This window comes from Nocardioides sp. NPDC101246 (genome assembly GCF_044767415.1).
Classification (GTDB): Bacteria; Actinomycetota; Actinomycetes; order Propionibacteriales; family Nocardioidaceae; genus Nocardioides.
In genome coordinates this window covers 62,413-85,156 of the sequence record NZ_JBIWNX010000010.1, presented here as the reverse complement: position 1 = coordinate 85,156, position 22,744 = coordinate 62,413, and the positions used below count along the sequence as shown (strand labels likewise).

Here is a 22,744-nt window from a genome sequence, read left to right as displayed (position 1 = left end):
GCGGCCCAGGCGCCACCAAATAGGCTGCGTACGTGGACATCCTGCTCTGGCTCGTACCCTCTGCGGTCATCACCGTGCTGGCGATGGCCTGGGTCGCGTTCCTCGGACGTGAGGGCCGCGAGCAGGACCGGGAAGAGGTCGTACGCCGTCTCGGCGTCGCGCTCGAGAAGGAGAAGACGCGCGAGCGCTCGAGAAGGTACGCAGCGCCTCAGCCGCCGCCCGACAGGTCGACCGGAGTCGCGGTCCGAGTCAACCGCGACGCCTCTTAGGGTCCACTTGGGCTCGAATGAGAAGGTGACGCTATGACACAGCGCACCCTGGCCGGTCTGGTCGCCCTGCCGCTCGTGGTTGCCCTGATCGTGATCGCCTGGGTCGTCCCGCTCCCGTTCACGATCTACAGCCCCGGGCCGACGGTCAACGTCCTGGGTGAGTTCGACGGCAAGGACATCGTCCAGGTCGAGGGTCGCCCGAGCTACCGCGACAAGGGCCAGCTGCGGATGACCACGGTCTCCGAGACCACCCGCGAGGCTCGGCTCGGACTCTGGACCCTGCTCGGCGCGTGGATGAGCGACACCGAGGCGGTCTATCCGCGCGAGGTCGCCTACCCCGACCAGGGCACCGTCGAGGACGACCGCGAGGCCGGGCAGGTGCAGATGGCCAGCGCTCAGGACGCGGCGATCGCGGCAGCGCTCACCAGGCTCGGCGAGGACGTCGACGAGGTCTCGGTCGCCGAGGTGAGCGAGGACGCGCCGGCTGCCGGCAAGCTGAAGGCCGACGACGTGATCACCAAGGTCGGCGACACGGCGGTCGACACCCCCGAAGAGGTCGTCGCCGAGGTGCAGAAGGCCGAGCCCGGGGACACGATCGAGCTGACCATCGAGCGCAAGGGCAAGACCCTCACCGAGACCATCAAGACCGGTGAGAAGGACGGCAAGGCCTTCATCGGTGTCTCGCTGGGAGCGACCTACGAGTTCCCCTACGACATCAAGATCACCCTCGATCCGGCCATCGGCGGACCGAGCGCCGGGCTGATGATGGCGCTCTCGGTCTACGACACCCTCACCGAGGGGCCGCTGACCGGCGAGAAGAAGATCGCCGGCACCGGCACCATCGACGGTGACGGCAACGTCGGCCCGATCGGTGGGATCCAGCAGAAGATCCCGGGTGCGGCCTCGGACGGAGCCGAGCTCTTCCTGGTGCCCGCCGGCAACTGCCAAGACGTCGAGGGCGCCGAGAACGGTGACATGCGCCTGACCCGCGTGGAGACTCTCGACGACGCCATCAAGGCGATCGAAACCTGGACCGAGGACCCGAATGCCAAGCTGCCGACCTGTGGGAGCACGAAGTGAACGACACCCCTGAGCCCACGCCCGAACTCAGCCGAGGTCTCGACCTGGAGACCGACCCCGCGCTGGCCGCGGCCGTCCTCGAGATCGAGTCCCACGTCGCCGGCGAGGGCTGGGACGGGCCGGCGCGGCTCTTCGCGCTGGTCGACACCGCCGCGCTGGTCCGGGCCGAGCCCGCGCTCGCCACGATGATGGGCCTGGACGCTCCCGACCAGGACGGGTCGCTGACCCCGATCGAGCAGGACCAGGTCCCGGTGACGACCCAGCTGGAGGAGGTCCTCCAGACGACCGCCTGGCCCCAGGGGGTCACCGGCTGTGCGGCGGTCGTCGAGCGCCTGGTGCTGCCGCCCGACGCCGACGGCAAGATCCCCGACGACGCCGAGGCGGCCGCGGAGTTCGCCAAGGCGCACCCCGACCGGCAAGAGGTACGCATCGTGGCCGGCGCGACACGTGCTGGCGCCACGTACTGTGCCCTGCGGTTGAAGGCGCACGACGACGACCAGTCGGTCATCGGTGGCGTCGACCTGGTCCCCGAGCTCCTCGAACTGCTGCGTGTCACTCTTGAGGAGAACCCGGAGGGTGAGGAATGAGTCTGTTCGACGACGACGACCCGGCGCAGGCGCCGGCGCGCACACAGAGCACCGGCCGCAACCGATGGCTGGCGATCTCGGCCGTCTCGGTCATCGTGCTCTTCTTCGGCATCAGTGCCTTCGCCGCGATCTACACCGACGCGCTGTGGTACGACGCGATCGACTTCAGCAGCGTCTTCGGCACGGTCTTCTGGACGCGGACGGCACTCTTCGTCATCTTCTTCGTGCTGATGGCGATCATGATCGGGCTGCCCGCGGCGCTCGCCTACCGCACCCGTCCCTACTTCCACCCGGCCGACGACATCGGTGGCCTGGACCGCTACCGCGACGCGATCGCCCCGATCCGCACCTGGCTGCTGATCGGTATCGCCGGCGTCTCCGGCATCTTCGCCGGCTTCTCGGGCGCGGGCCAGTGGCGTACGTACCTGATGTGGCGCCACGGGCGCGACTTCGACAAGACCGATGAGTTCTTCGGCAAGGACATCGGCTTCTACGTCTTCGACCTGCCGTGGTGGCACTACCTGGTCAACTTCGCGCTGACCGGGCTGATCCTCGGCACCATCGGCGCGATGATCGTGCACTACGTCTACGGCGGGATCCGGCTCACCGCGCAGCGCGACCGGTTCACCCGCTCGGCGCAGATCCAGCTCAGCGCCATGTTCGGGCTGATCCTGCTGGTCAAGGGGCTCGACTACTGGGTCGACCGCTACGACCTGGTCAACGGCTCCGGGCCGCGCCTGGACGGGATGACCTACACCGACGAGCACGCGGTGCTCCCGGCCAACCAGATCCTGCTCGCCATCGCGGTGATCTGTGGCGTGCTGTTCATCCTCAACATGTGGCGGCGCAGCTGGCAGCTGCCCTCGATCGCGATCTCGCTGTTCGCGATCTCGGTGCTGCTGATCGGGATGATCTGGCCCGCGGTCGTGCAGGGTTTCCAGGTCCGGCCGAGCGAGCAGGACAAGGAGAAGCCCTACCTGGCGGCCAACATCAAGGCCACCCAGGACGCCTACGGGATCGCCAAGGACGACCTCGAGGTGACCGAGTACACCTCGCAGGCCGAGGCCGACGGCGCCTCGCCCGAGCAGCTCGACGAGACCGCCTCCTCGTTGCCGATCGTCGACCCCGCGGTGGTCCACCGCGAGTTCGAGCAGGTCCAGCAGGGTCGCTCCTACTACTCGGTGCACGAGCCGCTGGACATCTCCACCTACGAGGTCGGCGGCAAGGAGCGGGCGGTCGTGCTCGGCGTACGCGAGCTCAACCAGGCCGGCATCTCCGACTCCGACCGCACCTGGACCAACCTGCACACGGTCTACACCCACTCCAACGGTGTGATCGCCTCCTACGCCAACATGCGCGGCGCCGACGACAAGACCGAGTCGAACCAGATGCAGTGGGCCGAGGGCGACCGCACCGGCCAGCACGACCTGACCTCCGGGCAGGGCAAGTTCCAGGACAAGGTCTACTTCGGCGAGGACTCGCCGGAGTACTCGATCGTCGGCAAGGCCGACAAGGGCGCCGCGGTCGAGCTCGACTACAACTCCGAGGACGGCGAGACCCGGACGACGTACGAAGGTGCCGGCGGCATCCCGATCGGGTCCAACTTCCGCCAGCTGATGTACGCCATCCAGTTCGGCTCCACGAACTTCCTGCTCTCCTCGCGGGTCACCGAGGACTCCGAGATCCTCTACGACCGCTCTCCGAAGGAGCGGGTGCAGAAGGTGGCGCCGTGGCTGACCCTGGACGACGACGTCTACCCGGTGGTCGTGGGCGGCCGGATCCAGTGGGTGGTCGACGGCTACACCACCACCGACCGCTACCCGCAGGCCGCGCGTGACTCGTTCGCCTCGATGACCGACGACGCCACCCAGACCTCGGCCGGGGTGCAGACGCTGCCGACCGACGAGATCAACTACATGCGCAACGCGGTGAAGGCGACCGTGGATGCCTACGACGGCACGGTCACGCTCTACGAGTGGGACGAGGCCGACCCGATCCTGCAGACGTGGGAGGCGGCCTTCCCCGGCACCGTGATGCCGAAGTCGTCGATCCCGAAGGAGCTCTTGGAGCACCTTCGCTACCCCGAGGACCTCTACAAGGTGCAGCGCTACCAGCTGGCGCGCTACCACGTCTCCGACCCGGACGTCTTCTTCTCCGGCAACGAGCGCTGGGCCGTGCCCGAGGACCCCAACGACGACAACCACCAGCAGACCCCCTACCGGATGTTCCTCGACGACGGCTCCGGCACGGCGCGCTGGTCGCTGACCTCCGCGTTCGTGCCCTACAACCGTCCCAACCTGGCGGCGATGATGTCGGTCGACTCGGACGCCACCTCGGACAACTACGGGAAGATCCGGATCACCACCGGCTTCCCCGACGACACCCAGGGTCCGGGAATGGTCTCCAACGAGTTCCGTACGGACAAGGCGATCGCCGACGAGGTGGCCTCCTTCAACCGCTCCGGCTCGGCGCCGGTGTGGGGCCAGGTCGTGACGTACCCGACGGCGAAGAACGGCATCCTGTACGTCGAGCCGATCTACGCCCGGCGAGCGACCGCCTCGACCTCGGGCTATGCCCAGCTGGCCTTCGTGCTGGTCTCCTACGACGGACGGGTCGGCTACGGAACGACGCTGAACGAGGCCCTCGAGGTCGCGCTCACCGGTGCCGAGCCGACGCCTCCGACGGCGTCCGATCCCGACGAGGAACCGGCCGAGACCACCCCGCCGGCCAACGGCTCCGGGGGTGAGGCCGGTCAGCTCCTCGAGGACGCCCGCGCCCTCTTCGCCCAGGCCGACGAGGCCGGCAAGGCCGGCGACTACGCCGAGCGGGAGCGCCTCATCGCCGAGGCCCAGGACAAGGTGGACCAGGCCGCCGATCTCATCTCGGGAGGCTGAGAGCACCTCCGATTAGGGGATCGTTTCCCCTCGCGTGTAATGTTCTTCTTGCGACGCGGGGTGGAGCAGCTCGGTAGCTCGCTGGGCTCATAACCCAGAGGTCACAGGTTCAAATCCTGTCCCCGCTACTCCAAGACGAAGGCCCGGACCGAAAGGTCCGGGCCTTCGTGATTTCGGGGTCGATCTGCATCTGCTCATCGGTAGCGCTGGCTTCGGGCTTGTCGCGACCCGGACGCCCGGATTGGGGTTCGGTTCGGTTCGCGGGTAGAGTTGTTCTTGCGACGCGGGGTGGAGCAGCTCGGTAGCTCGCTGGGCTCATAACCCAGAGGTCACAGGTTCAAATCCTGTCCCCGCTACTCCGAAACGAAGGCCCGGACCGAGAGGTCCGGGCCTTCGTGTATTTCCGGCTCCACCGGCCAGGTAGTCCCAGACGTTCGCGCCCGCTTACCGGCAAGTAATGGGCTCGTACGTCTGGGACTACCTGCTCGGGGCGGTAGGCCCGGAACTCAGGCTGGGGTGGTGCGCGCGATGGCGCGGCGGAGCAGGCTGGGGTCGTGGGCGTTGACGAGGACGAGGTCGGGGGAGGAGGCGGCCCAGAGCTCGGTGAGGCGCTCGTGGTTGGCCCGGACCTTCTTCCGGTCGTGCGCGATGAGGCGTTCCATCAGGGTCAGGGTGCGCGGGGCGTGGCCGGATCCGTCGATCTGGCCGTGGTGGTAGAAGCTGTCACCCACGTGCAGGACCCAGTGGTCACCGGCGTCGACGGCGACGGCGGCATGGCCGCGGGAGTGGCCCGGCAGGTTGATCAGCACCAGGCCCGCGGAGATCTCGGTGAGCTCCTTGGCCCCCGCGAACCCCCTCCAGGACTCGCCCTCGCCAGGTGTGTGCTCGACGATCACCGGACCATGGGCACGCTGGCTGGGCAGGTAGCGGCCTCGCTCGACGGCGCCCTGGGGGTGCAGCGCGGCGAAGTTCTCGGCTGCGGTCAGGTGCACCTGTGCCCAGGGGAAGTCGGCGAGCCCGCCGGTGTGGTCGGCGTCGAAGTGGGTGAGCACGACGTGGCGTACGTCCTGCGGGTCGAAGCCCAGCCGCGCGACCTGCTCGACGGCCGACTCCGAGACGTCGAACGCCGGTCGGATCAAGAAGCGTGCCTCGCCGAACCGCCCCTTCGGGTCGGCCGCGTCCTGCGTACCGAATCCGCTGTCGACGAGCACGAGGCCGTTCCCCGTCTCGACGAGAAGTACGTGGCAGACCAGGTCGCCGGGCGTGGCGACCGGGCGCATCGTGCCGCAGTTGAGGTGGTGGACCTTCACGTGAGTGCCTCCTTGATCTCGGCCAGGACATCTGGACTACCGCTGATGATGTCGAAGACGAGTCCCTTCGTGCCACCGACATCGCAGACCCCGACCACGGTGCCGGACCTGGCCGAGCTCAAGCAGATCTTCGAGTCCTGAACAGGCTTGGGTCATGCCAGGGCCGCGAGGATCTCGTCGGCGCTCCGGTGGCCCGAGCGGACTGCTCCCTCCATGTAGCCGCTCCATTCCGTGGCGTACTCCGCTCCGGCCCAGTGGATCCGTCCGACGGGCTCGCGCAGCAGCGGTCCGAAGTTCGTCCAGACGCCGGGACCGAAGCCGGCGCCGTAGCAGCCGCGGGTGAACTCCTCGGCGCTCCAGTCCTTCTCGACGTACGACCTCGGTGTGGCTGCCTCGCCCCCGAAGTAGCGCACGAAGCAGTCGAGGACGCCGCGGCGGCGCTCGTTGTCGGGAAGACGTTGCCAGCTGCGGGCCTCGCCGGCCTCGACGAAGCCGATCAGGATGCCGACCTCCGCGCCGGGCGGGGAGACGTCGAAGGTGACCTTGACCGGGCCGCGGTCGGATATCGCCTGACCGTTGAGTCCCCGCTCGCGCCAGAACGGCTTCGGGTACGCCGCGAAGCACTTCACGACCGTTCCGGCCGGCACGCGCTGCGTGAGCTGATCGCGGCCGGCGGGAAGGATCGGGTCGTAGTCGAGCCGCCCCGCGAGGGTCGGCGGCAGGGTGAGGAGGGCATGTCGCGCCGTGTGGGTCTCGCCGTCGCGGGTGATGGCACTGACGCTTTCGCCGCGCTGGTCGATGCGGGCCACCGGCGACCCGAACCGTACGTCCTGGTCCACGGCGAGTCGCTGTGAGACCAGCACCGATCCACCGACGACGCGGTCTTTCTGGGCGCCGCTGTCGGTGGAGGCGAGCGTCTCGAGATCGCCGTTGCTGATCGTGTAGAAGAGCGTGTGGAGCAGGGAGAGGTCGGCGGCGTCGGCCGAGTAGAGAGCCTCGGTCAGCACCCGGAAGTAGGAACGCCCGGTGGGCGTCCTCAGGTTGCGACGGATCCACGACTCGAAGGTCTGCCCGTCCAGCAGCGCGGCCTTGGGATGGGCCCAGGGACGATCGACGTCGACGCCGCGCGCGAGCCTCTCGTAGCGGGCCAGGCCCTGGGCGAGGTCGGCCAGGGCGATCGGGTTGAACTTGGGCGTCGCGCCCTTCTGCGGGCCGAGCCGGGACTGCTTGCCGCCGAGATCGACGAGCATCTCTCCGGCGTCGTTCCAGGTCGGGAAGGTCTCCAGGCCGAGCTCATCGACGAGCCGGTACATCTCGGTGTGACCCTCGCCGATCCAGGTGCCGCCGAGCTCGATCGGGTGCCCCTCGAGGATTCCGCCCTCGGTGCGACCGCCGACCCGGTCCCGTGCCTCCAGCACCACGACGGACTTCCCGGCAGCAGTGAGCCTGCGGGCCGCGCTCAGGCCGGCCAGGCCGGCTCCCACCACGACCACGTCGACATCGGGCATCGCGGGCACCTCCGTTCGCGTCGTACGGCTGAATTCACGGTACGACGTTCTCGGTGCGGCTGCGGCAGGATCGGGCCAGGCTCGAGGAGGTCATCCTCAGCGGACCTCGACGACCGTGAGCTCGCCGGCTGCGTACTGCCGACGTAGAGCCTTCTTGTCGAACTTGCCGACGCTCGTCTTGGGGACCTCGCCGAGGACTGTCCAGCGTTCGGGGAGCTGCCACTTCGCCCAGCTGCCGGTGAGGTGGGTGCGCAACGAGGCGATGTCGGTGGTCATTCCTTCCCGATAGACGACCGCGACGCAGGGCCGCTCGTCCCAGGTGTCGTCGGGGACCCCGAAGACGGCGGCCTCGGCCACATCCGGGTGCGACATGACGTCGTTCTCCATCTGCACCGAGGAGATCCACTCGCCGCCGGACTTGATGACGTCCTTGGCGCGGTCGACCAGGGTGAGGTAGCCGTCGGGGGTGATCGTGCCGATGTCTCCCGTACGCAGCCAACCGTCGTCGAAGTGATCGTCGATCGTTCCTGCGGCGGGGGAGTGGTACGCGCCGGTGATCCAGGGGCCGCGTACCTGGAGCTCGCCCACGGACTCGCCGTCATGAGGCAGGACCTCTCCGGCGTCGTCGACCAGCTGGTGCCGCACCTGGGGCGGGAACTGGCCCTGCGTCACCCGATAGCGCCAGGCCTGCTCGCCCCGGGCGGAGGCCGGCGGACGCGCCACCGCGCTCACGGCCGACGTCTCTGTCATGCCCCAGGCGTGCAGGATCCTGACACCATGCCTCTCCTCGAACGTACGCATCAGCGACGGCGGGACGGCAGAGCCGCCGACGACGGCCTCGCGCAAGTGGCTGATGTCCTGAGGGTGCTCCTCGAGCCGGGCCAGGAGGCCGGACCAGATCGTCGGGACCGCGGCCGCACGGGTGGGGCGACCGGCGGCCATGAGCGCCAGCAGCGGCTCGGCCTGCAGGAACCGGTCGGGCAGCAGCAGCGAAGCGCCGGACATCAATGCGGCGAACGGGAGGCTCCACGAGTTGACGTGGAACATCGGCACGACGGCCAGGCAGGTGTCCTCCGGGGACAGACTCATCGCTGCGGGAGTCGTCACGTAGGACGCGTGCAGGTAGAGCGAGCGGTGCGAGTAGACGACTCCCTTGGGGTCGCCGGTGGTGCCGGAGGTGTAGCACATGGCGGCCGCGGAGCGCTCGTCGATCATCGGGAAGTCGAACGAGGGCGGCTGTGCCGCGAGCAGCTCCTCGTAGTCGTGGACGGTGACGCCCGGGGGAGCGACGAGTGCGCTCGGGTCACCGCCCACGACCACGACGTGGCGCACCGTAGGCATCTCCGGGAGGAGGGGCGCGAAGCTCGGCACGAGCGAGCCGTCCACGAACACGACCCGGTCCTCGGCGTGGTTGGCGATGAAGGTCACCTGCTCGGGGAACAGCCGGATGTTGAGTGCGTGGAGCACCGCGCCCATCGCCGGGACGGCGGCGTACACCTCCAGGTGTTCGTTGTTGTTCCACATGAAGGTGGCGACCCGGTCGGAGGCGCCGACCCCCAGGCTGGTGAGCGCGCCGGCAACCCGTGCGGCGCGCTCACCGAGCTCTGCGTAGGTGCGGCTGTGGATCCCGGACCCGGTCCAGGTGGTCACCCGCGACCCGCTGTGCATGTCCGCGGCGTACCGCAGCAGGCCGCCCAACGAGAGCGGTTCGTCCGGCATCGTGCTCGAGATCGCGGCCGACATCAGTACTTGATGACCGATCGGATCCCGAGGCCCTGCTTCATCTCGTCGTACCCGTCGTTGATCTCCTCGAGGCTGATCACCCGGGTGACCAGCGAGTCGAGGTCGATGCGGTCGTGCATGTAGTGGTCGACGAGCTGAGGGAAGTCGATGGCCGGGCGGCTCGACCCGTAGTTCGAGCCGATCAGCTTCAGCTCGGAGTCCGACATCACGAACGGGTCGATCGTGATCGTCAGGCCGTCCGGGACCTGACCGGCGACGATCGCCCGGCCGCCGCGGGCCAGCGACGCGTACGCCGCCTCGATGGTGGCCGGGAGACCGATCGCCTCGATGGCCACCTCGACTCCCCGTCCGTCGGTCAGGTGCGCGATGCGTTCGGTGAGGTTCTCGTCCGCCGAGTTGATGACCTCGGTCGCGCCGAAGTGGCGCGCCTGCTCGAGCCGAGCGTCGGAGATGTCGACGGCGATGATCTGGCGGGCGCCGACCAGGCGGGCGCCCTGGATCGCGTTCAGGCCGACACCGCCGCAGCCGAAGACGAGCACCGTCTCGTCCGGGCGTACGTCGGCGGTGTTGACCGCCGCGCCGACACCGGTCGTGACAGCGCAGCCGATCAAGGACGCCTGCTCGAACGGCGCATCCTGACGAACCGGGACGGCGCCTGACTCGGGGACCATCGCGTACTCGCCGAACGTACCGGCGCCGGCGAAGCTGTAGACCTCCTCGCCGTCCGCGGCGGTGATGCGGGTCTTGCCGTCGAAGGACAGGTGGTTGGCCGAGTGCTCGGCGACCTGGTCGCAGAGGACCGGGCGGCCGCTGACGCAGTAGGTGCACCGGCGACACGACGGGGTCCAGGTGAGGATGACGTGGTCACCGACCGCGACCCCGGTCACGCCCTCGCCGACGGCTTCGACGATGCCGGAGCCCTCGTGGCCGAGGATCATCGGAGTCGGAACCTCCCACTCGCCGAGGATCGCGTGGAGATCGCTGTGGCACAGGCCGCTCGCCTTCATCCGCACGAGTACGTCGCCCGGCGGCGGGGTCGACGGGATCGAGACGGTCTCGATGGTCATCGGCGTGTTGGGCGTCCTGAAGATTGCGGCGTTGAACTCGATGGTCATGACTGCTGTCCCTTTCCCGGGGTGACGCGGATGAGCTTCTTGTTGGCGAACTCGTCGATGCCTGCGCGGCCGAGCTCCCGGCCGAAACCGGAGCGCTTGATGCCGCCGAAGGGCAGCTCGACGCCCTCGATGCCGACGCCGTTGACGAAGACCATGCCGGCCTCGATCTGGTCGGCGACCCGCATCGCCTGCTCGGCGTCGGTGGTGAACACGTAGGAGCCCAGGCCGAAGAGGGTGTCGTTCGCCAGAGCGACGGCCTCGTCCTCGGAGGCGACCCGATAGACGGTCGCCACCGGGCCGAAGAGCTCCTCGCGGGCAGCCGGGGAGGTCGGCGACACCTCGGTCAGGACGCCCGGCGGGAAGTACGCGCCCTCGCGCTCGCCCTCGCTGACCAGGGTCGCGCCGTCGGCGACGACGCGGTGGACCTGCTCCTCGAGGCGCTCGGCGGCCGCGACCGATGACAGCGGAGCAAGGCCTTCGGCCAGGGCGAGGACGCCCTTCGTGAACAGGTCGAGGAAGGGCTCGTAGAGCTCGTCCGCGACGATGAACCGCTTGCCGGCGTTGCAGGCCTGTCCGGTGTTCTCGAACCGGGCTTCGAGCGCGGCCTGGACGGTGGCGTCCAGGTCGTCGGTCGACAGCACGATGAACGGGTCGGAGCCGCCGAGCTCGAGCACGACCTTCTTCAGGTTCCGCCCCGCCGTCTCGGCGATCACCGCGCCGGCACGCTCGGAGCCGGTGAACGAGACCGCCCGCACCCGGGGGTCGGCGATCATGTCGGCGACCTGCTCGTTGGTGGCGTACACGTTGACGTACGTCCCCTCGGGGAAGCCGGCGTCGGTGAAGATCTTCTGCAGGGCCGCTGCCGATTCGGGGCACTGCGGCGCGTGCTTGAGCACGATGGTGTTGCCCAGGGCCAGGTTGGGGGCCGCGAACCTGGCGACCTGGTAGTAGGGGTAGTTCCACGGCATGACCCCGAGCAGCGCGCCGATGGGCTGGCGTCGGACGAGGGCGGACCCCTCGCCCTCGAGCAGGTCGATCGGCTCGTCGGCGAGGAACCTCTCCGCGTTGTCGGCGTAGTAGGCGTAGATCGCGGCGCTGAACTCCACCTCGCCGACCGCCTGGTCCAGCGGCTTGCCCATCTCCCGGTGGATGATCGCGGCGAGCTCGTCGACGCGCTCGTCGTGCAGGTCGGCAACGTCGCGCAGCAGCTTCGCGCGATCCGTGACGGTGGTGCTCCGCGACCATTCCCAGTGCGCTCGGACCGCCGAGTCGAGTGCTCCGTCGATGGTCTCGTCGGTCGCGGTCGGGTACTGCGCCGCGACGTCGCCCGTCGCCGGGTCGACCACTGAGTACATGTTCGTCATGAGCGTTGATCCTGTTCCGCGGGCGCGCCGAGGACGCGCCCGCTCGTCGTCGTTGCTGGGGCGTTCAGGAGATGTCGGCCGCGGCGCGACGGGCGCGGCGCTTGTGACCGTTGAACAGGTCGTTGAAGCGGTCCAGCGCCCAGATCGTGCGCAGTCCGGCCCTGCCCATCATCATGAACGGCGGGAACTTCGGCCTGTCGAGCCAGATGCACTCGAGGTCCTCGTGCATCGTTCCGTCGACGATGTGGTCGGCGATCAGGGATCCGACGTATGGCGCCTGCGCCAGGCCGTGGCCGTTGCAGCAGCAGGAGTAGTAGACGTTGTCCGCGAGCTTGCCGGCCAGGGAGATCCAGGACGACGTGATCGCGATCCAGCCGCCCCACGCCCGGGCCACCTTGACGTCGGCCAGCGACGGGAACCGGGTGTGGAACGCGTCCGCGAGCTCCTGGACCAGACCGGGGTCCGGTGCCTTGTCCCTGGGCAGGGGATAGCTGGTGCCGCGCTCGAGTCGGCGTACACCGAAGACCATCGTGTTCTGCTCGGTGACGCGGAAGTGCTCCATGATCTGGTGCTGGCTGAGCACGCCGGTGCGGCTGCTCCAGCCGAGGGCCTCGATCCGCTCGGGGTCGATCGGCTCGGTCTCCACCTCGATGATCCACGCGGGGATCGAGAGGCGCTCGGGCGTGATGTCCCACTCGCCGGAGTAGGCGTTGGTGGAGAGCACGACCTTGTTCGCGATCACGGTGCCGCCCGGCGTCGTGATGACGACCTTGCCGTCCTCCCGGCGGCGTACATCGCTCACCCTGCTCTGCTCGTAGACCCTCGCCGAGGAGGCGACGAGGGCGCCGCGCAGGCCGCGGCAGAGCTTGCCGGGATTGAGCATCCCGCCGACGCCCTCGCGCATCCCGCCGAGGAACGCACGCGGGATGCCGAGCTCTTCGGCCGTCCCGACCTGGCCGCGACCCCCGGCGGCCTTCAGGATCTTGGCGCAGGTCTTCACCCGCAGCATCTGGATCGGTGAGATCGCGCCGAAGGACAGCCCGTTGGGGACGTAGTCACAGTCGATCTCGTGGTCGCGGATCTGGCCTTCGAGGTACTCCGCGGCGTGGTCGGCCAGCAGGACCATGCCCTTCATCTGCTTGGGGTAGAAGAGCTTCAGCATCCGCAGGTCACCACCGGGCGCCCCGGAGATGTGGCCGCCGTTGCGCGAGCTGGAGCCGTAGCCGCAGAACTCCGCCTCGATCAGGGCCACGTCCTGGCCCCGCTCGGCGAGACGCAGGGCCGTCCCCATGCCGCCCACGCCACCGCCGATCACCGCGACGTCGCAGGTGACCTCGCCGGTGACCGCGGGCTGACGCTCGGTCGGAGGGTCGATCCAGCCGCTGAAGGTGTGCAGGTCGACCGTGCTCATGTCCTGACTCATGCCCGGGCCTCCATCGGCTGGGTCGCGACCCTTCCGGTCGCGACGTTGTGGCGGTGCATCGCTCGGTAGGCGAAGTAGTAGGCGGCGCCCTGGCAGCCCCAGACGGTGAGCGCGACCGTGTAGAAGATCGTGCGGTTCGCGTCGTCGAAGGGGTACGGGAAGAAGTCGTAGGTGAGCGCGACGTACGTGCCGGCCGCGGTGGCGAGACCGGTCAGGACGGCGATCCCGGTCGCTCCGGTCTTCCAGACCCTCATGGTGAAGTAGGCCAGGAACGCCGTGGTGAGCAGGTTCGTCGCGACGTAGAAGATCGCGAGACCGAGGTGCTGGGCGTCGTACTCGAGGACGTCGCTGTGCATGCGTCCGAGGACCACCGCGCCCGCGATCGCGAGCCCGGTCGCGCCGACCTCGACCCACAGCGGCGGCTTGTAGCCGTGGGTCACCGTCAGCAGGCCGATGACCAGGATGAGCGTGAAGCCGAACGAGCGCGAGAACGCGTCGAGGGCGTACGCCAGGTGGTACATCGGGCTGTTCTCGTCGCCGCCGAGCAGCGACCAGGCCAGGAAGTTCGTGGATGACACCGCCACCACCAGGTACTCGAGGGTGAGCAGGTGGTTGCCGTAGTTCCGGAGCATCTTGAACCCGAAGATCCAGCACGTGGCCATCAACCACAGATCGGCCACCAGGAAGAGCAGTTCCTTCATCGTCTTGATTCCTCTCGTGAATCGGGGAGACACGAAGCGTTTGGATCAATAGACTTGATCATCTGATCGAGTGTGTGGTGGGTCACATGACCTGTCAATGGCTCGGCCCGGGTTGGAGCAGCATCCGGCGAAAGTCGGTGCACGGTGCACCTCGGCCCGGGAAAGCAGGTGCGGCCTGTCGTTGTGACCGACGACACCGGTCGTGACAGTGGAGAGATCGGTATCGGAACAGCGAGGAGTTGGGCGGCATGACAACTGAGGTGTCGAAGGCGGTCGAGGAGTTCGACGTCGTCATCATCGGCGCGGGAATCTCCGGGATCGGAGCCGCGACCTATTTCAGCCGGGAGCTCCCCGGCCGGTCCGTCGTCGTCCTGGAGGGCCGCGACAACATCGGTGGTACGTGGGACCTGTTCCGCTACCCGGGCATCCGCTCGGACTCCGATCTGCACACGTTCGGGTACGAGTTCAAGCCGTGGCTGCACGAGAACGCCATCGCGGACGCCCACCTCATCAAGGACTATCTGCAGGAGACGGTCGTCGAGAACGACCTCACCGCACTGATCAGGCACCGCCACCGCGTCGTCAAGGCGGAGTGGTCGACCGAGGACGCCCGCTGGAGCCTGACCGTCGAGGTGACCGACGCCGAAGGCACGACCACCACGAAGGCGATCCGCACCCGCTGGGTCTTCGCCGCCACCGGCTACTACCGGTACGAGGAGGGCTACTCGCCCGAGTTCGCCGGCCATGAGGACTTCGGCGGCACCGTGGTTCACCCGCAGCACTGGCCCGAGGACCTCGACTACAGCGGCAAGAAGGTCGTCATCGTCGGCAGCGGCGCGACCGCGGTCACGATGGTGCCGGCGATGCTCGAGGGCGACGGCGCTGCGGAGCACGTGACGATGCTGCAGCGCACGCCGACGTACGTCATGTCCATGCCTCGGGTCGACGGTCTCGCGCTCACGCTCACCAAGCTGCTGGGCGAGAAGCGCGGCTATGCCGTCACTCGGTTCAAGAACATCTGGATGGAGCGCGCCGTCGTGAAGTGGCTGCGCGCCTTCCCGAAGGCCGGTCGGCGCTTCATCCGGCGCGAGAACCTCAAGCGGCTCCCCGAGGGCTTCGACGTCGACAAGCACTTCAACCCGCCGTACAACCCCTGGGACCAGCGTCTCTGCTTGGCGCCCGACGGTGACTTCTTCGACGTCATCAAGGCCGGAGACGCCTCGGTCGTCACCGACAAGATCGACCGGTTCACCGAGACCGGCATCCTGCTCGAGTCCGGCCAGGAGCTGGAGGCCGACATCATCGTCACCGCCACCGGCCTCAACATGCAGCTCTTCGGCGGCATGCCCATCGCGGTCGACGGCAAGGACGTCGACATCACCGAGTCGTTCGCCTACCGCGGGATGCTGCTGAGCGGCATTCCCAACTGGGCGATGGCGATCGGCTACACGACGTCCTCATGGACGCTCAAGGTCAGTCTGATGTGTCGCTACTTCATCGACCTCGTCAAGCACATGGACGCCCACGGCCACGAGTACGCCGTGCCGGTCGCCGAGAAGGGCATCCAGCAGCGGCCGGTCATGGACCTGCAGTCGGGCTACGCCCGGCGCGGCGCCAAGCACCTGCCGAAGCAGGGTTCGTCGGCGCCGTGGCGGATGGCGATGTCCTACCAGGAGGACGCCAAGGCCCTCCGTGGCCCGGTCCACGACGAGCACCTGACCTTCGGCAACGCGGGGTCGACGCAGGCATCCTCGGAGCGGAGGGTGGCCAATGTCTGAGACGGCTGTGGACCAGTTCGCCGACCTCGCCTCGGGGACGAGAGTCTGCTTCCGCGACAGCGGCGCCGAGACCGACCCGGTGATCCTGCTGGTGGCCGGGCTGGGGGAGGACCAGACCTTCTGGGGCGAGTCCTTCGTCGAGTCGCTGGTCTCCCGCGGCTACCGGGTGATCACGATGGACAACCGCGACGTCGGCCGATCGACCTTCGTGTCGAGCCCGCCGCCGGCGATCTGGCGCCAGGTCCTCGCCCGTCCGCGCAAGGACGCCTACTCCCTGGCCGACATGGCCCAGGACTGCGTCGGCGTCCTCGACCACCTGGGCATCGACCGGGCGCACCTGGTCGGACGGTCCATGGGCGGCATGATCGCCCAGACGATCGCCGCCACCGAACCCGGGCGCGTCCTGTCGCTGACCTCCATCTACTCGACCACCGGCTCGACCAAGGTCGGACAGCCCGCGAGGTCGACGATCCGGCTCCTCGTCGTCTCCCCTGATGCGAAGACCCGCACCGACGCGGTGCGCGCCCACCTGCGGATCACCCAACACATCGCCGGGACCGCGTACCCCATCGACGATGCCGCCGAGGCTGCCATCGCCGCCCGGGGATGGGACCGCAGCGCGGGTGACCAGGCCGCGGGCGTGGCCCGCCAGATCGAGGCTATCCAGCGCTCCGGCGACCGCACCGCCCAGCTGCGTACGATCACGGCGCCCACGCTCGTCATCCATGGTGACCGCGACCTGATGGTCGCCCCGAGCGGCGGCGTCGCCACCGCGGACGCGATCCCCTCGGCGCAGCACGTCGTGATCCCCGGGATGGGACACCACCTCCCCGAGGACCTTGTCGAACCGATCACCCGATACATCTCAGGTCATGCCGACCGAGTGAGCGCAGGAGGAAACCATGTCGAGATCTCGTGACACAGGCAACGAGACCATGTCCGTCGACGTCGTCATCGTCGGTGCCGGCTTCGCCGGGCTGAGTGCCGCACGTCGCCTGGCGAGCACGGGTGCCTCTGTCCTGGTCCTGGAAGGTCGCGACCGGGTCGGTGGCCGGGTGTTCTCGGGCGAGGTGGCCGGAGTCCGGGTCGACCTCGGGGGAACCTGGGTGTCCAAGCGTCACACCGCGATCCGCGAGCTCGCCGAGCAGGTCGGATGTACGACGGTCCGTCAGTTCGCCGAGGGCCGCAACACGTTGTGGTTCGGTGGCAAGCGGCGCACCTACAAGGGCACCATCCCCAAGCTCTCACCTGTCGCGCTGGTGAACATGGCTCGTGTGCAGATGGCCCTGGACAAGCTGGCGGCGACCATCGACGTCGATGCCCCGTGGGAGTCCCCGCGAGCCGCCGAGCTCGATGCGATCTCGTTCGAGGAATGGCTCGATCGCAAGCGCGCCCGGGCCAGCACTCGCGCCATGATGACCGTCGTGACCAAGGTGGAGTTCGGGTGCCAGCCCAGCGACGTCTCGCTGCTGCACGTGCTGCGCACCATCCGTGCCTTCGGCGGAATCGACCACATGCTCGACGCGGAGAACGGAATGCAGGACGAGCGGTACGTCCAGACCACGCAGGAGATCGCCATCCGGCTCGCCGAGCGGCTCGGCGACCGTGTCGTCACCGACGCCCCCGTCCGCCGCATCGCCCAGGACGACCACGGCGTCACGGTCTTCACGGACACGGCACGGATCGAGGCCGAGTACGCGATCGTCACGACGGCCACTGAGCACCGGGCCGACATCGAGTTCGAGCCTGCGCTGCCGGAGCGAGCGCTTGGACTTGCCGGGTCCTGGGGCCTGGGCAGGTTGAGCAAGGCGTTCGTCGCCTACGAGAAGCCGTTCTGGCGGGCCGCGGGACTCTCGGGTGAGGGAGTGACCGACACCGGCACGGTGTTCATCACTTTCGATGTCTCACCGGACCCTGCGGGCCCAGGCGTCATGATGGTGTTCTGCGACCCGCGCGTGTTCGACGCCCATGCTCCGGAGGTTCGACGCGATCTGGTCGTGCGACAGCTGAGCGACCTGTACGGCCCGGAGGCGGCCAGTCCGATCGACTACATCGACCACCGCTGGAACATCGACGCGTTCGCCTCAGGGGGTCCGAACCCCGTCGTGGCCCCGCATGCATCGACGAGATACGGCAGCGCCCTGACCGAGCCCCATGGGCGGATCCACTGGGCGGGTACCGAGACGGCCGGAGACTGGACCGGGTCCATGAACGGCGCCGTCCTCACCGGACAGCGCGCGGCCGAGCAGGTCGCCGAGCGGCTCCGGGCTGAGGCAGGAGCCCTCGCCTAGGTGTCGCCGGGCGCGCCGGAACGGGGCAGACTGCTGATCATGGAGCAGCTGTGGTCACCGCCGACCCCTGAGGTCGCCGAGGTGATCCGCGCTGTGTGCCAGCGGCTCGTGGCCGATGCGGACAGCTTGACGGACGCGCTCACCGGGCCGGCGCTCACTGCCCAGAACGACCCTGCGCTCGCCTCGGACGCCTCGCTGGTCACGGAGGACCGGCAGGCCAACCGCGCCGATCTCGTGCAGTGGCTCACCTCGAACATCCAACGACCGGGGTGTCGGGTGGACCCCTACTTCGGGTCCCGGACGAGTGCCTACTTCCGCGACCTCGCCTCCCGGGGCATCGCGCCGGACTTCGTGGCCGGGTGGAGGGCGGGGCTGGCCGTCTCCTGGCGCCGGTGGCTCGAGGAGTGCCTGGCGCAGTGTGACGACCCGGCTGTCCTCGTGGGGGTTCTGGACATCGTGGCGCAGTCGATGGCCCAGTACGCCCTCGACTGGTTCGCCGCGCTGCGCGAGGCCAGTGGGTCGAACGCGGTCACCGACGCGGATGCGGAGGCCGTCGCGACGATCCAGCTGATCGCCGGCGGCGCCCCCGTGCCCGACGACTTCGCGGAGATGCGCCTGAACTATCGCCTGGCGCGCTGGCACCAGGCGCTCGTGCTGTGGACCGATGACCCACACCACGTCGACGCCCTGGAGGAGGCGGTCGCGGCCGTACGTTCGACCGCGCCGGGACGTACGTCGCTGGTGGCGCGGGCCAGCACGACGTCTCGCTGGGTCTGGCTGTCGGCTCCTGCCGCCCCGGACCTGCATCCTGTCGAGAAGATCCTGGGGAGGGCCGACCTGGTCCAGACGGCCGTCGGGAGGCCCGGGGACGGGCTCGAAGGGTTCAGGTCCAGCCACCAGGACGCCCTGGCGGCGCAGGCCATGATCGTCCGGCTCGGCTCCGACCGGCGCCTCACCGAGTACGCCGCGGTCGAGCTCATCGACACCCTGACCAAGGACCGGGCCAGTGCGCAGCGGTTCGTCACCAAGACCCTCGGCCCGTTGGCGGGGGCGGAGGACGTGCTGCGGCAGACGCTCCTCACCTACGTCCAGTGCGGCTTCAACACGACCCGGGCGGCCGCCAGTCTCTACGCCCACCGGAACACCGTCGAGCGCCGGGTCTCGCGCGCCAACGAGCTGTCCGTGGTGAAGGTGGAGGACAACCCCACCCATGTGGCCGCGGCTCTCCTGGTGCTCGAGGTCGCGCCCGACCTCGCGGTGATCGCGCCCTCCTAGGGCCCTGCGCCGCCCGGATCCCCGGCCCGGCTACGTCCACCGAGACCGCGGTGCCGTGGGCTCGCCGGGGCTCTGTCGACGGCGAAAAGAGGTGTTCCGCGTCACATGATCAAATGATACAGTCATTTGAACAAGTCCGATCCAAGGAGCCAGTCATGACCGTTACGCCCGATGTCCAGTCGCTGCAGTCCGTGCCGCGCGATGCCTCCGTGGAGGAGATCCTCGCGATCGTGGCGCGCGACGGCGGTGTGATCCTCAAGAACTTCCTGACCCAGGACCAGATCGACCGGTTCAACGCCGACGTCGAGCCGGCCATGGAGGCGCTCCGGCCGGGGTCGACCCACGAGAACGAGATCGTCCAGGCGTTCCACGGCAACAACACCAAGCGGCTCACCAACCTGGTCACGCTGAGCCCGACCTTCCGGGACGAGATCATCGACAAGGACCTGGTGCACGACCTGTGCGACGCGACCTTCCTGGAGGAGTCGGGCACCTACTGGATGACCACCGCCCAGGTGATCGAGATCGGCCCCGGGAACGACGCCCAGATGCTCCACCGCGACCTGGAGAACTGGTTCCCGTTCATCGGGATGGGCAAGGCCGGGCCTGAGGTCGCGCTCAACTTCCTCATCGCCTTCACCGACTTCACCGAGGAGAACGGCGCCACCCGCGTCATCCCGGGCAGCAACCACTGGGACGACTACGAGGACCGCGGCACCCCCGAGGCCACCGTCCCCGCGGAGATGGAGGCAGGCGACGCTCTCTTCTTCAGCGGCAAGACGGTTCACGGCGGCGGCGCGAACAGGTCCGGCAACGAGTTCCGCCGCGCCGTCGCCTTCGCTCTGAACCCGGGGTTCCTCACGGGTGAGGAGGCCTACCCGTTCCTCGTGGACCTGGAGGTCGCGAAGTCGCTCTCGCCGCGCGTGCAGCGCCTCCTCGGCTTCCGTTCGCAGTACCCGATCGGTTCCCCGGGCCTGTGGCAGGTGGACTACGCGGACCTCGGCGACCACCTCGGCCTCGACGGCTGACGACGCGGATCGAGGACATCGACGTGGCACTGGAGAGTTCGCGTACCGCCTTCGACCGGGCCCGGCGCAGCGTGGGCGGGGGAGTCGGATCGGGTCTGCGGGCCGCGATGCGACCCCATCCGCTCTTCGTCCGCGAGGCTCGCGGTGCACACGTCTGGGACCTGGACGGGGACCGGTACGTCGACTTCGTCATGGCCTGGGGGCCGATCGTCCTCGGTCATGGCGACCCCCGGATCGTCGAGGCCGTGCGCGACGTGGCCGGGCGGATGCAGGTGGTCGGCACCGGTCACGAGCTGGAGTACCTCGCCGCGGAGGCCGTGCTCGACGCCGTCCCGCACGGCGAACGACTGCTGTGGAGCAACACCGGCACCGAAGCGGTCCAGGTGGCGCTGCGCCTGGCTCGGGCGGCCACCGGCCGGCGCAGGGTCCTCAAGTTCGCCCGGAGCTACCACGGCTGGCACGACTCGGTGTACGCCGGGCTCGAGGAGGCCGACGCCGACCGGCCGGCCGCGCCGGCGAGCAGGGGGCAGAGTCCCGCCGGGCTCGAGGACCTGATCGTCGCGCGGTTCAACGACGTCGCCATGGCCGAGCGCCTGATGGGCGAGGCCGTGGAGCGAGACATCGCCGCGGTCCTGGTGGACCCGATCCTGAGCAACGGCGGGGTCGAGGCGCCAGGGCCGGAGTTCCTGCCCACGCTGCGCTCGCTCTGCGACCGGCACGGTGTCGTGCTGATCTTCGACGAGGTCATCGCCGGCTTCCGGATCGCGCGCGGCGGTGCTGCCGAGAGGTACGGCGTCCGCCCCGACCTGTCCGTGTTCGGCAAGGCGATGGCCGGCGGGTTCACCCAGAGCGCCGTCGTCGGCCGGGCCGACCTGGTCGACCAGGTCACGGACGGTGTCGTCCATGCCGGCACGTTCAACTCCAACCCGATCGCCCTGGCGGCGGTCGAGGCCACGATGCGGGCGCTGGCCGATCCGGCGGTCTACGAGCGCCTCGAGTCCGTGTCGTCGGACTTCGAGCGCATCGTCGGTGCGGTCCTCGGTGCCGCGCCCGGTGGTGGCAGCCTCAACCGCGTCGGCTCGCTCCTCCAGTACGTCCCGGACGGCGGCGACACCGGGCTCCATGGGACCGGTGGCCAGTGGGGCGAGATCCTGGACGGGATGCTGCGGCAGGGGTTCCTGTTCATGCCCTCCGGCAAGGTCTTCCTCTCCGCGGCCCACGGCACCGCCGACATCGAGGCGACCGCCGAGGCGCTCGACAAGGTCCTTCGTCAGGCTGGTGTGAACGCATGACGGCGCCGACCAGGGTCGCGGTCGTCGGGCTCGGAGCGACCGGCCTGGCGATCGCCGAAGCCCTCGCCCCGCGTACCGACTGCGAGCTCGTGGGTGCGGTGGACATCCGCCCCGAGCTGGCCGGCGTCGGTCTCGACTCGCTCGTGCCCGGAGCGCCGGCGGTGCCGATCGTCTCCGGGTTCGAGGCACTGCCCGCGGCAGATGTTGCCGTGGTGGCGACGTCGTCGTGGATCGAGGGCATCGAGCCGGTTCTGGTCGCGTTGCTCTCGCGCGGCACGAACGTGGTCTCCATCTGTGAGGAGCTGCGCGACCCGGAGCTCCGTCATCCGGAGACCGTGGCCCGGCTCGACGCCGTGGCCCGGGAGAACGACGTATCCGTGCTCGGCACGGGGTGCAACCCGGGGATGCTCATGGACACGCTTCCGCTGGTGCTGAGCGGCCTGACCACCGGGGTGGAGAGGATCTCGGTGCGGCGTACGGCCGACATGAGCCGTTATGGAGCCATCCTGCAGAAGTTCGGTCTCGGCCTGGCTCCCGCGGAGTTCGATGCCCGGCGCGAGGCGGGGCAGGTGATGGGGCACGTCGGCTTCGACCAGAGCATCGCGGCGCTGGCGCGCGGCCTGGAGTGGACACTGGACAGGATCGAGGTCGACCCCGTCGAGCGGGATCTCCTGGCGATGGCCGACAGGTCGGGAGACCACGTGAGTGTCCCGGCCGGCACCGTCGCCGGCGTGGTCCATCGTGCACGCGGAGTGCTGGCGGGGGAGGTGGTCGTGGAGCTCGTGACCCGCTTCGGCATCTTCGAGGCCGATGACGAGATCGCCCGCGGGGACTCCCTCACCATCGTGGGGCGTGAGCAGACCATCGAGGTCAACGCGCCGGGCGGCTACGAGAGCTTCCTCTCCACGGTGGCGATGGCGGCGAATGCGGTCTCGGCCGTGGTCGCGGTGGAGCCCGGCTTCCGTACGCTCCTCGACCTTCCCGTCTCGGCGCTGGCCAGCAAGGGCTCGCGGATGGGCTGAGCCGTGTCCGGGGTTGCTAGGGTTTGACTTGTTCAAACGACTAAGTCGAATCACCCGGAGGCGT

The 22,744-nt window shown here is 69.0% G+C and carries 17 protein-coding genes, 2 tRNA genes and 1 pseudogene; 13 read left to right on the top strand and 7 right to left on the bottom strand.

What is annotated here, in order from left to right:
- The first annotated feature begins 32 nt into the window (after nucleotides 1-32).
- From ACIRON_RS19090 to ACIRON_RS19065, 6 genes are all read left to right on the top strand, one after another.
- On the top strand, nucleotides 33-269 hold the full coding sequence (locus ACIRON_RS19090) for a hypothetical protein (RefSeq protein WP_378724551.1): 237 nt from the start codon (nucleotides 33-35) through the stop codon (nucleotides 267-269).
- A gap of 33 nt (nucleotides 270-302) precedes the next feature.
- Nucleotides 303-1,349, top strand: a complete 1,047-nt coding sequence (locus ACIRON_RS19085) for a PDZ domain-containing protein (RefSeq protein ID WP_402994406.1) — start codon at nucleotides 303-305, stop codon at nucleotides 1,347-1,349.
- On the top strand, nucleotides 1,346-1,936 hold the full coding sequence (locus ACIRON_RS19080; protein ID WP_402994404.1) for a PPA1309 family protein: 591 nt from the start codon (nucleotides 1,346-1,348) through the stop codon (nucleotides 1,934-1,936). Before ACIRON_RS19085 ends, ACIRON_RS19080 begins: the two co-directional genes overlap by 4 nt.
- Nucleotides 1,933-4,830, top strand: coding sequence for a UPF0182 family protein (locus ACIRON_RS19075; RefSeq protein WP_402994402.1), 2,898 nt, complete (start codon nucleotides 1,933-1,935; stop codon nucleotides 4,828-4,830). Before ACIRON_RS19080 ends, ACIRON_RS19075 begins: the two co-directional genes overlap by 4 nt.
- 54 nt (nucleotides 4,831-4,884) lie before the next feature.
- A tRNA-Met gene (locus ACIRON_RS19070) sits at nucleotides 4,885-4,958 on the top strand.
- Between the two features lie 154 nt (nucleotides 4,959-5,112).
- Nucleotides 5,113-5,186, top strand: a tRNA-Met gene (locus tag ACIRON_RS19065).
- A gap of 150 nt (nucleotides 5,187-5,336) precedes the next feature.
- On the opposite strand, the gene ACIRON_RS19060 is transcribed toward ACIRON_RS19065, so the two are convergent.
- The 7 genes and pseudogenes from ACIRON_RS19060 to ACIRON_RS19030 all read right to left on the bottom strand — a co-directional run bounded on the left by ACIRON_RS19060 (nucleotide 5,337) and on the right by ACIRON_RS19030 (nucleotide 13,994).
- The gene (locus ACIRON_RS19060) at nucleotides 5,337-6,140 is read right to left on the bottom strand and encodes an MBL fold metallo-hydrolase (RefSeq protein WP_402994400.1); all 804 of its coding nucleotides are present in this window, start codon (nucleotides 6,138-6,140) and stop codon (nucleotides 5,337-5,339) included.
- A gap of 152 nt (nucleotides 6,141-6,292) precedes the next feature.
- Nucleotides 6,293-7,663 (bottom strand): annotated as a pseudogene (locus ACIRON_RS19055) (flavin monoamine oxidase family protein); the annotation flags it as partial.
- Nucleotides 7,664-7,744: 81 nt separating this feature from the next.
- A complete protein-coding gene (locus tag ACIRON_RS19050) occupies nucleotides 7,745-9,391 on the bottom strand; it encodes a long-chain fatty acid--CoA ligase (protein ID WP_402994398.1) in 1,647 nt (548 codons plus the stop codon).
- Nucleotides 9,391-10,506: a Zn-dependent alcohol dehydrogenase gene (locus ACIRON_RS19045; RefSeq protein WP_402994396.1), complete on the bottom strand. Its 1,116-nt coding sequence runs from the start codon at nucleotides 10,504-10,506 to the stop codon at nucleotides 9,391-9,393. Before ACIRON_RS19045 ends, ACIRON_RS19050 begins: the two co-directional genes overlap by 1 nt.
- Nucleotides 10,503-11,870 carry an NAD-dependent succinate-semialdehyde dehydrogenase gene (locus tag ACIRON_RS19040; protein ID WP_402994394.1) on the bottom strand — a complete coding sequence of 456 codons (1,368 nt, stop codon included), beginning with the start codon at nucleotides 11,868-11,870 and terminating at the stop codon, nucleotides 10,503-10,505. Before ACIRON_RS19040 ends, ACIRON_RS19045 begins: the two co-directional genes overlap by 4 nt.
- Nucleotides 11,871-11,934: 64 nt before the next feature.
- Nucleotides 11,935-13,293, bottom strand: a complete 1,359-nt coding sequence (locus tag ACIRON_RS19035; protein ID WP_402994392.1) for an NAD(P)/FAD-dependent oxidoreductase — start codon at nucleotides 13,291-13,293, stop codon at nucleotides 11,935-11,937.
- Nucleotides 13,290-13,994: a hypothetical protein gene (locus ACIRON_RS19030; protein ID WP_402994390.1), complete on the bottom strand. Its 705-nt coding sequence runs from the start codon at nucleotides 13,992-13,994 to the stop codon at nucleotides 13,290-13,292. The genes ACIRON_RS19035 and ACIRON_RS19030 overlap by 4 nt, the downstream gene beginning before the upstream one ends.
- 248 nt (nucleotides 13,995-14,242) lie before the next feature.
- Between ACIRON_RS19030 and ACIRON_RS19025 the strand changes: the two genes are divergently transcribed.
- The 7 genes from ACIRON_RS19025 (at nucleotide 14,243) to ACIRON_RS18995 (ending at nucleotide 22,680) form a co-directional block, all read left to right on the top strand.
- Nucleotides 14,243-15,772 (top strand): flavin-containing monooxygenase, encoded by a 1,530-nt coding sequence (locus ACIRON_RS19025; RefSeq protein WP_402994388.1) that lies wholly within the window; start codon nucleotides 14,243-14,245, stop codon nucleotides 15,770-15,772.
- Nucleotides 15,765-16,691 (top strand): alpha/beta fold hydrolase, encoded by a 927-nt coding sequence (locus ACIRON_RS19020; protein WP_402994386.1) that lies wholly within the window; start codon nucleotides 15,765-15,767, stop codon nucleotides 16,689-16,691. Before ACIRON_RS19025 ends, ACIRON_RS19020 begins: the two co-directional genes overlap by 8 nt.
- The gene (locus ACIRON_RS19015) at nucleotides 16,675-18,063 is read left to right on the top strand and encodes a flavin monoamine oxidase family protein (RefSeq protein WP_402994384.1); all 1,389 of its coding nucleotides are present in this window, start codon (nucleotides 16,675-16,677) and stop codon (nucleotides 18,061-18,063) included. The genes ACIRON_RS19020 and ACIRON_RS19015 overlap by 17 nt, the downstream gene beginning before the upstream one ends.
- Nucleotides 18,064-18,102: 39 nt before the next feature.
- Complete coding sequence (locus ACIRON_RS19010; RefSeq protein WP_402994382.1) at nucleotides 18,103-19,338, top strand: PucR family transcriptional regulator; 1,236 nt, start codon at nucleotides 18,103-18,105, stop codon at nucleotides 19,336-19,338.
- A gap of 155 nt (nucleotides 19,339-19,493) precedes the next feature.
- A complete protein-coding gene (locus ACIRON_RS19005; RefSeq protein ID WP_402994381.1) occupies nucleotides 19,494-20,366 on the top strand; it encodes a phytanoyl-CoA dioxygenase family protein in 873 nt (290 codons plus the stop codon).
- 23 nt (nucleotides 20,367-20,389) lie between these two features.
- A complete protein-coding gene (locus tag ACIRON_RS19000; protein ID WP_402994380.1) occupies nucleotides 20,390-21,658 on the top strand; it encodes an aspartate aminotransferase family protein in 1,269 nt (422 codons plus the stop codon).
- Nucleotides 21,655-22,680: a hypothetical protein gene (locus tag ACIRON_RS18995; protein ID WP_402994379.1), complete on the top strand. Its 1,026-nt coding sequence runs from the start codon at nucleotides 21,655-21,657 to the stop codon at nucleotides 22,678-22,680. Before ACIRON_RS19000 ends, ACIRON_RS18995 begins: the two co-directional genes overlap by 4 nt.
- The last annotated feature ends 64 nt before the right edge of the window (nucleotides 22,681-22,744 follow it).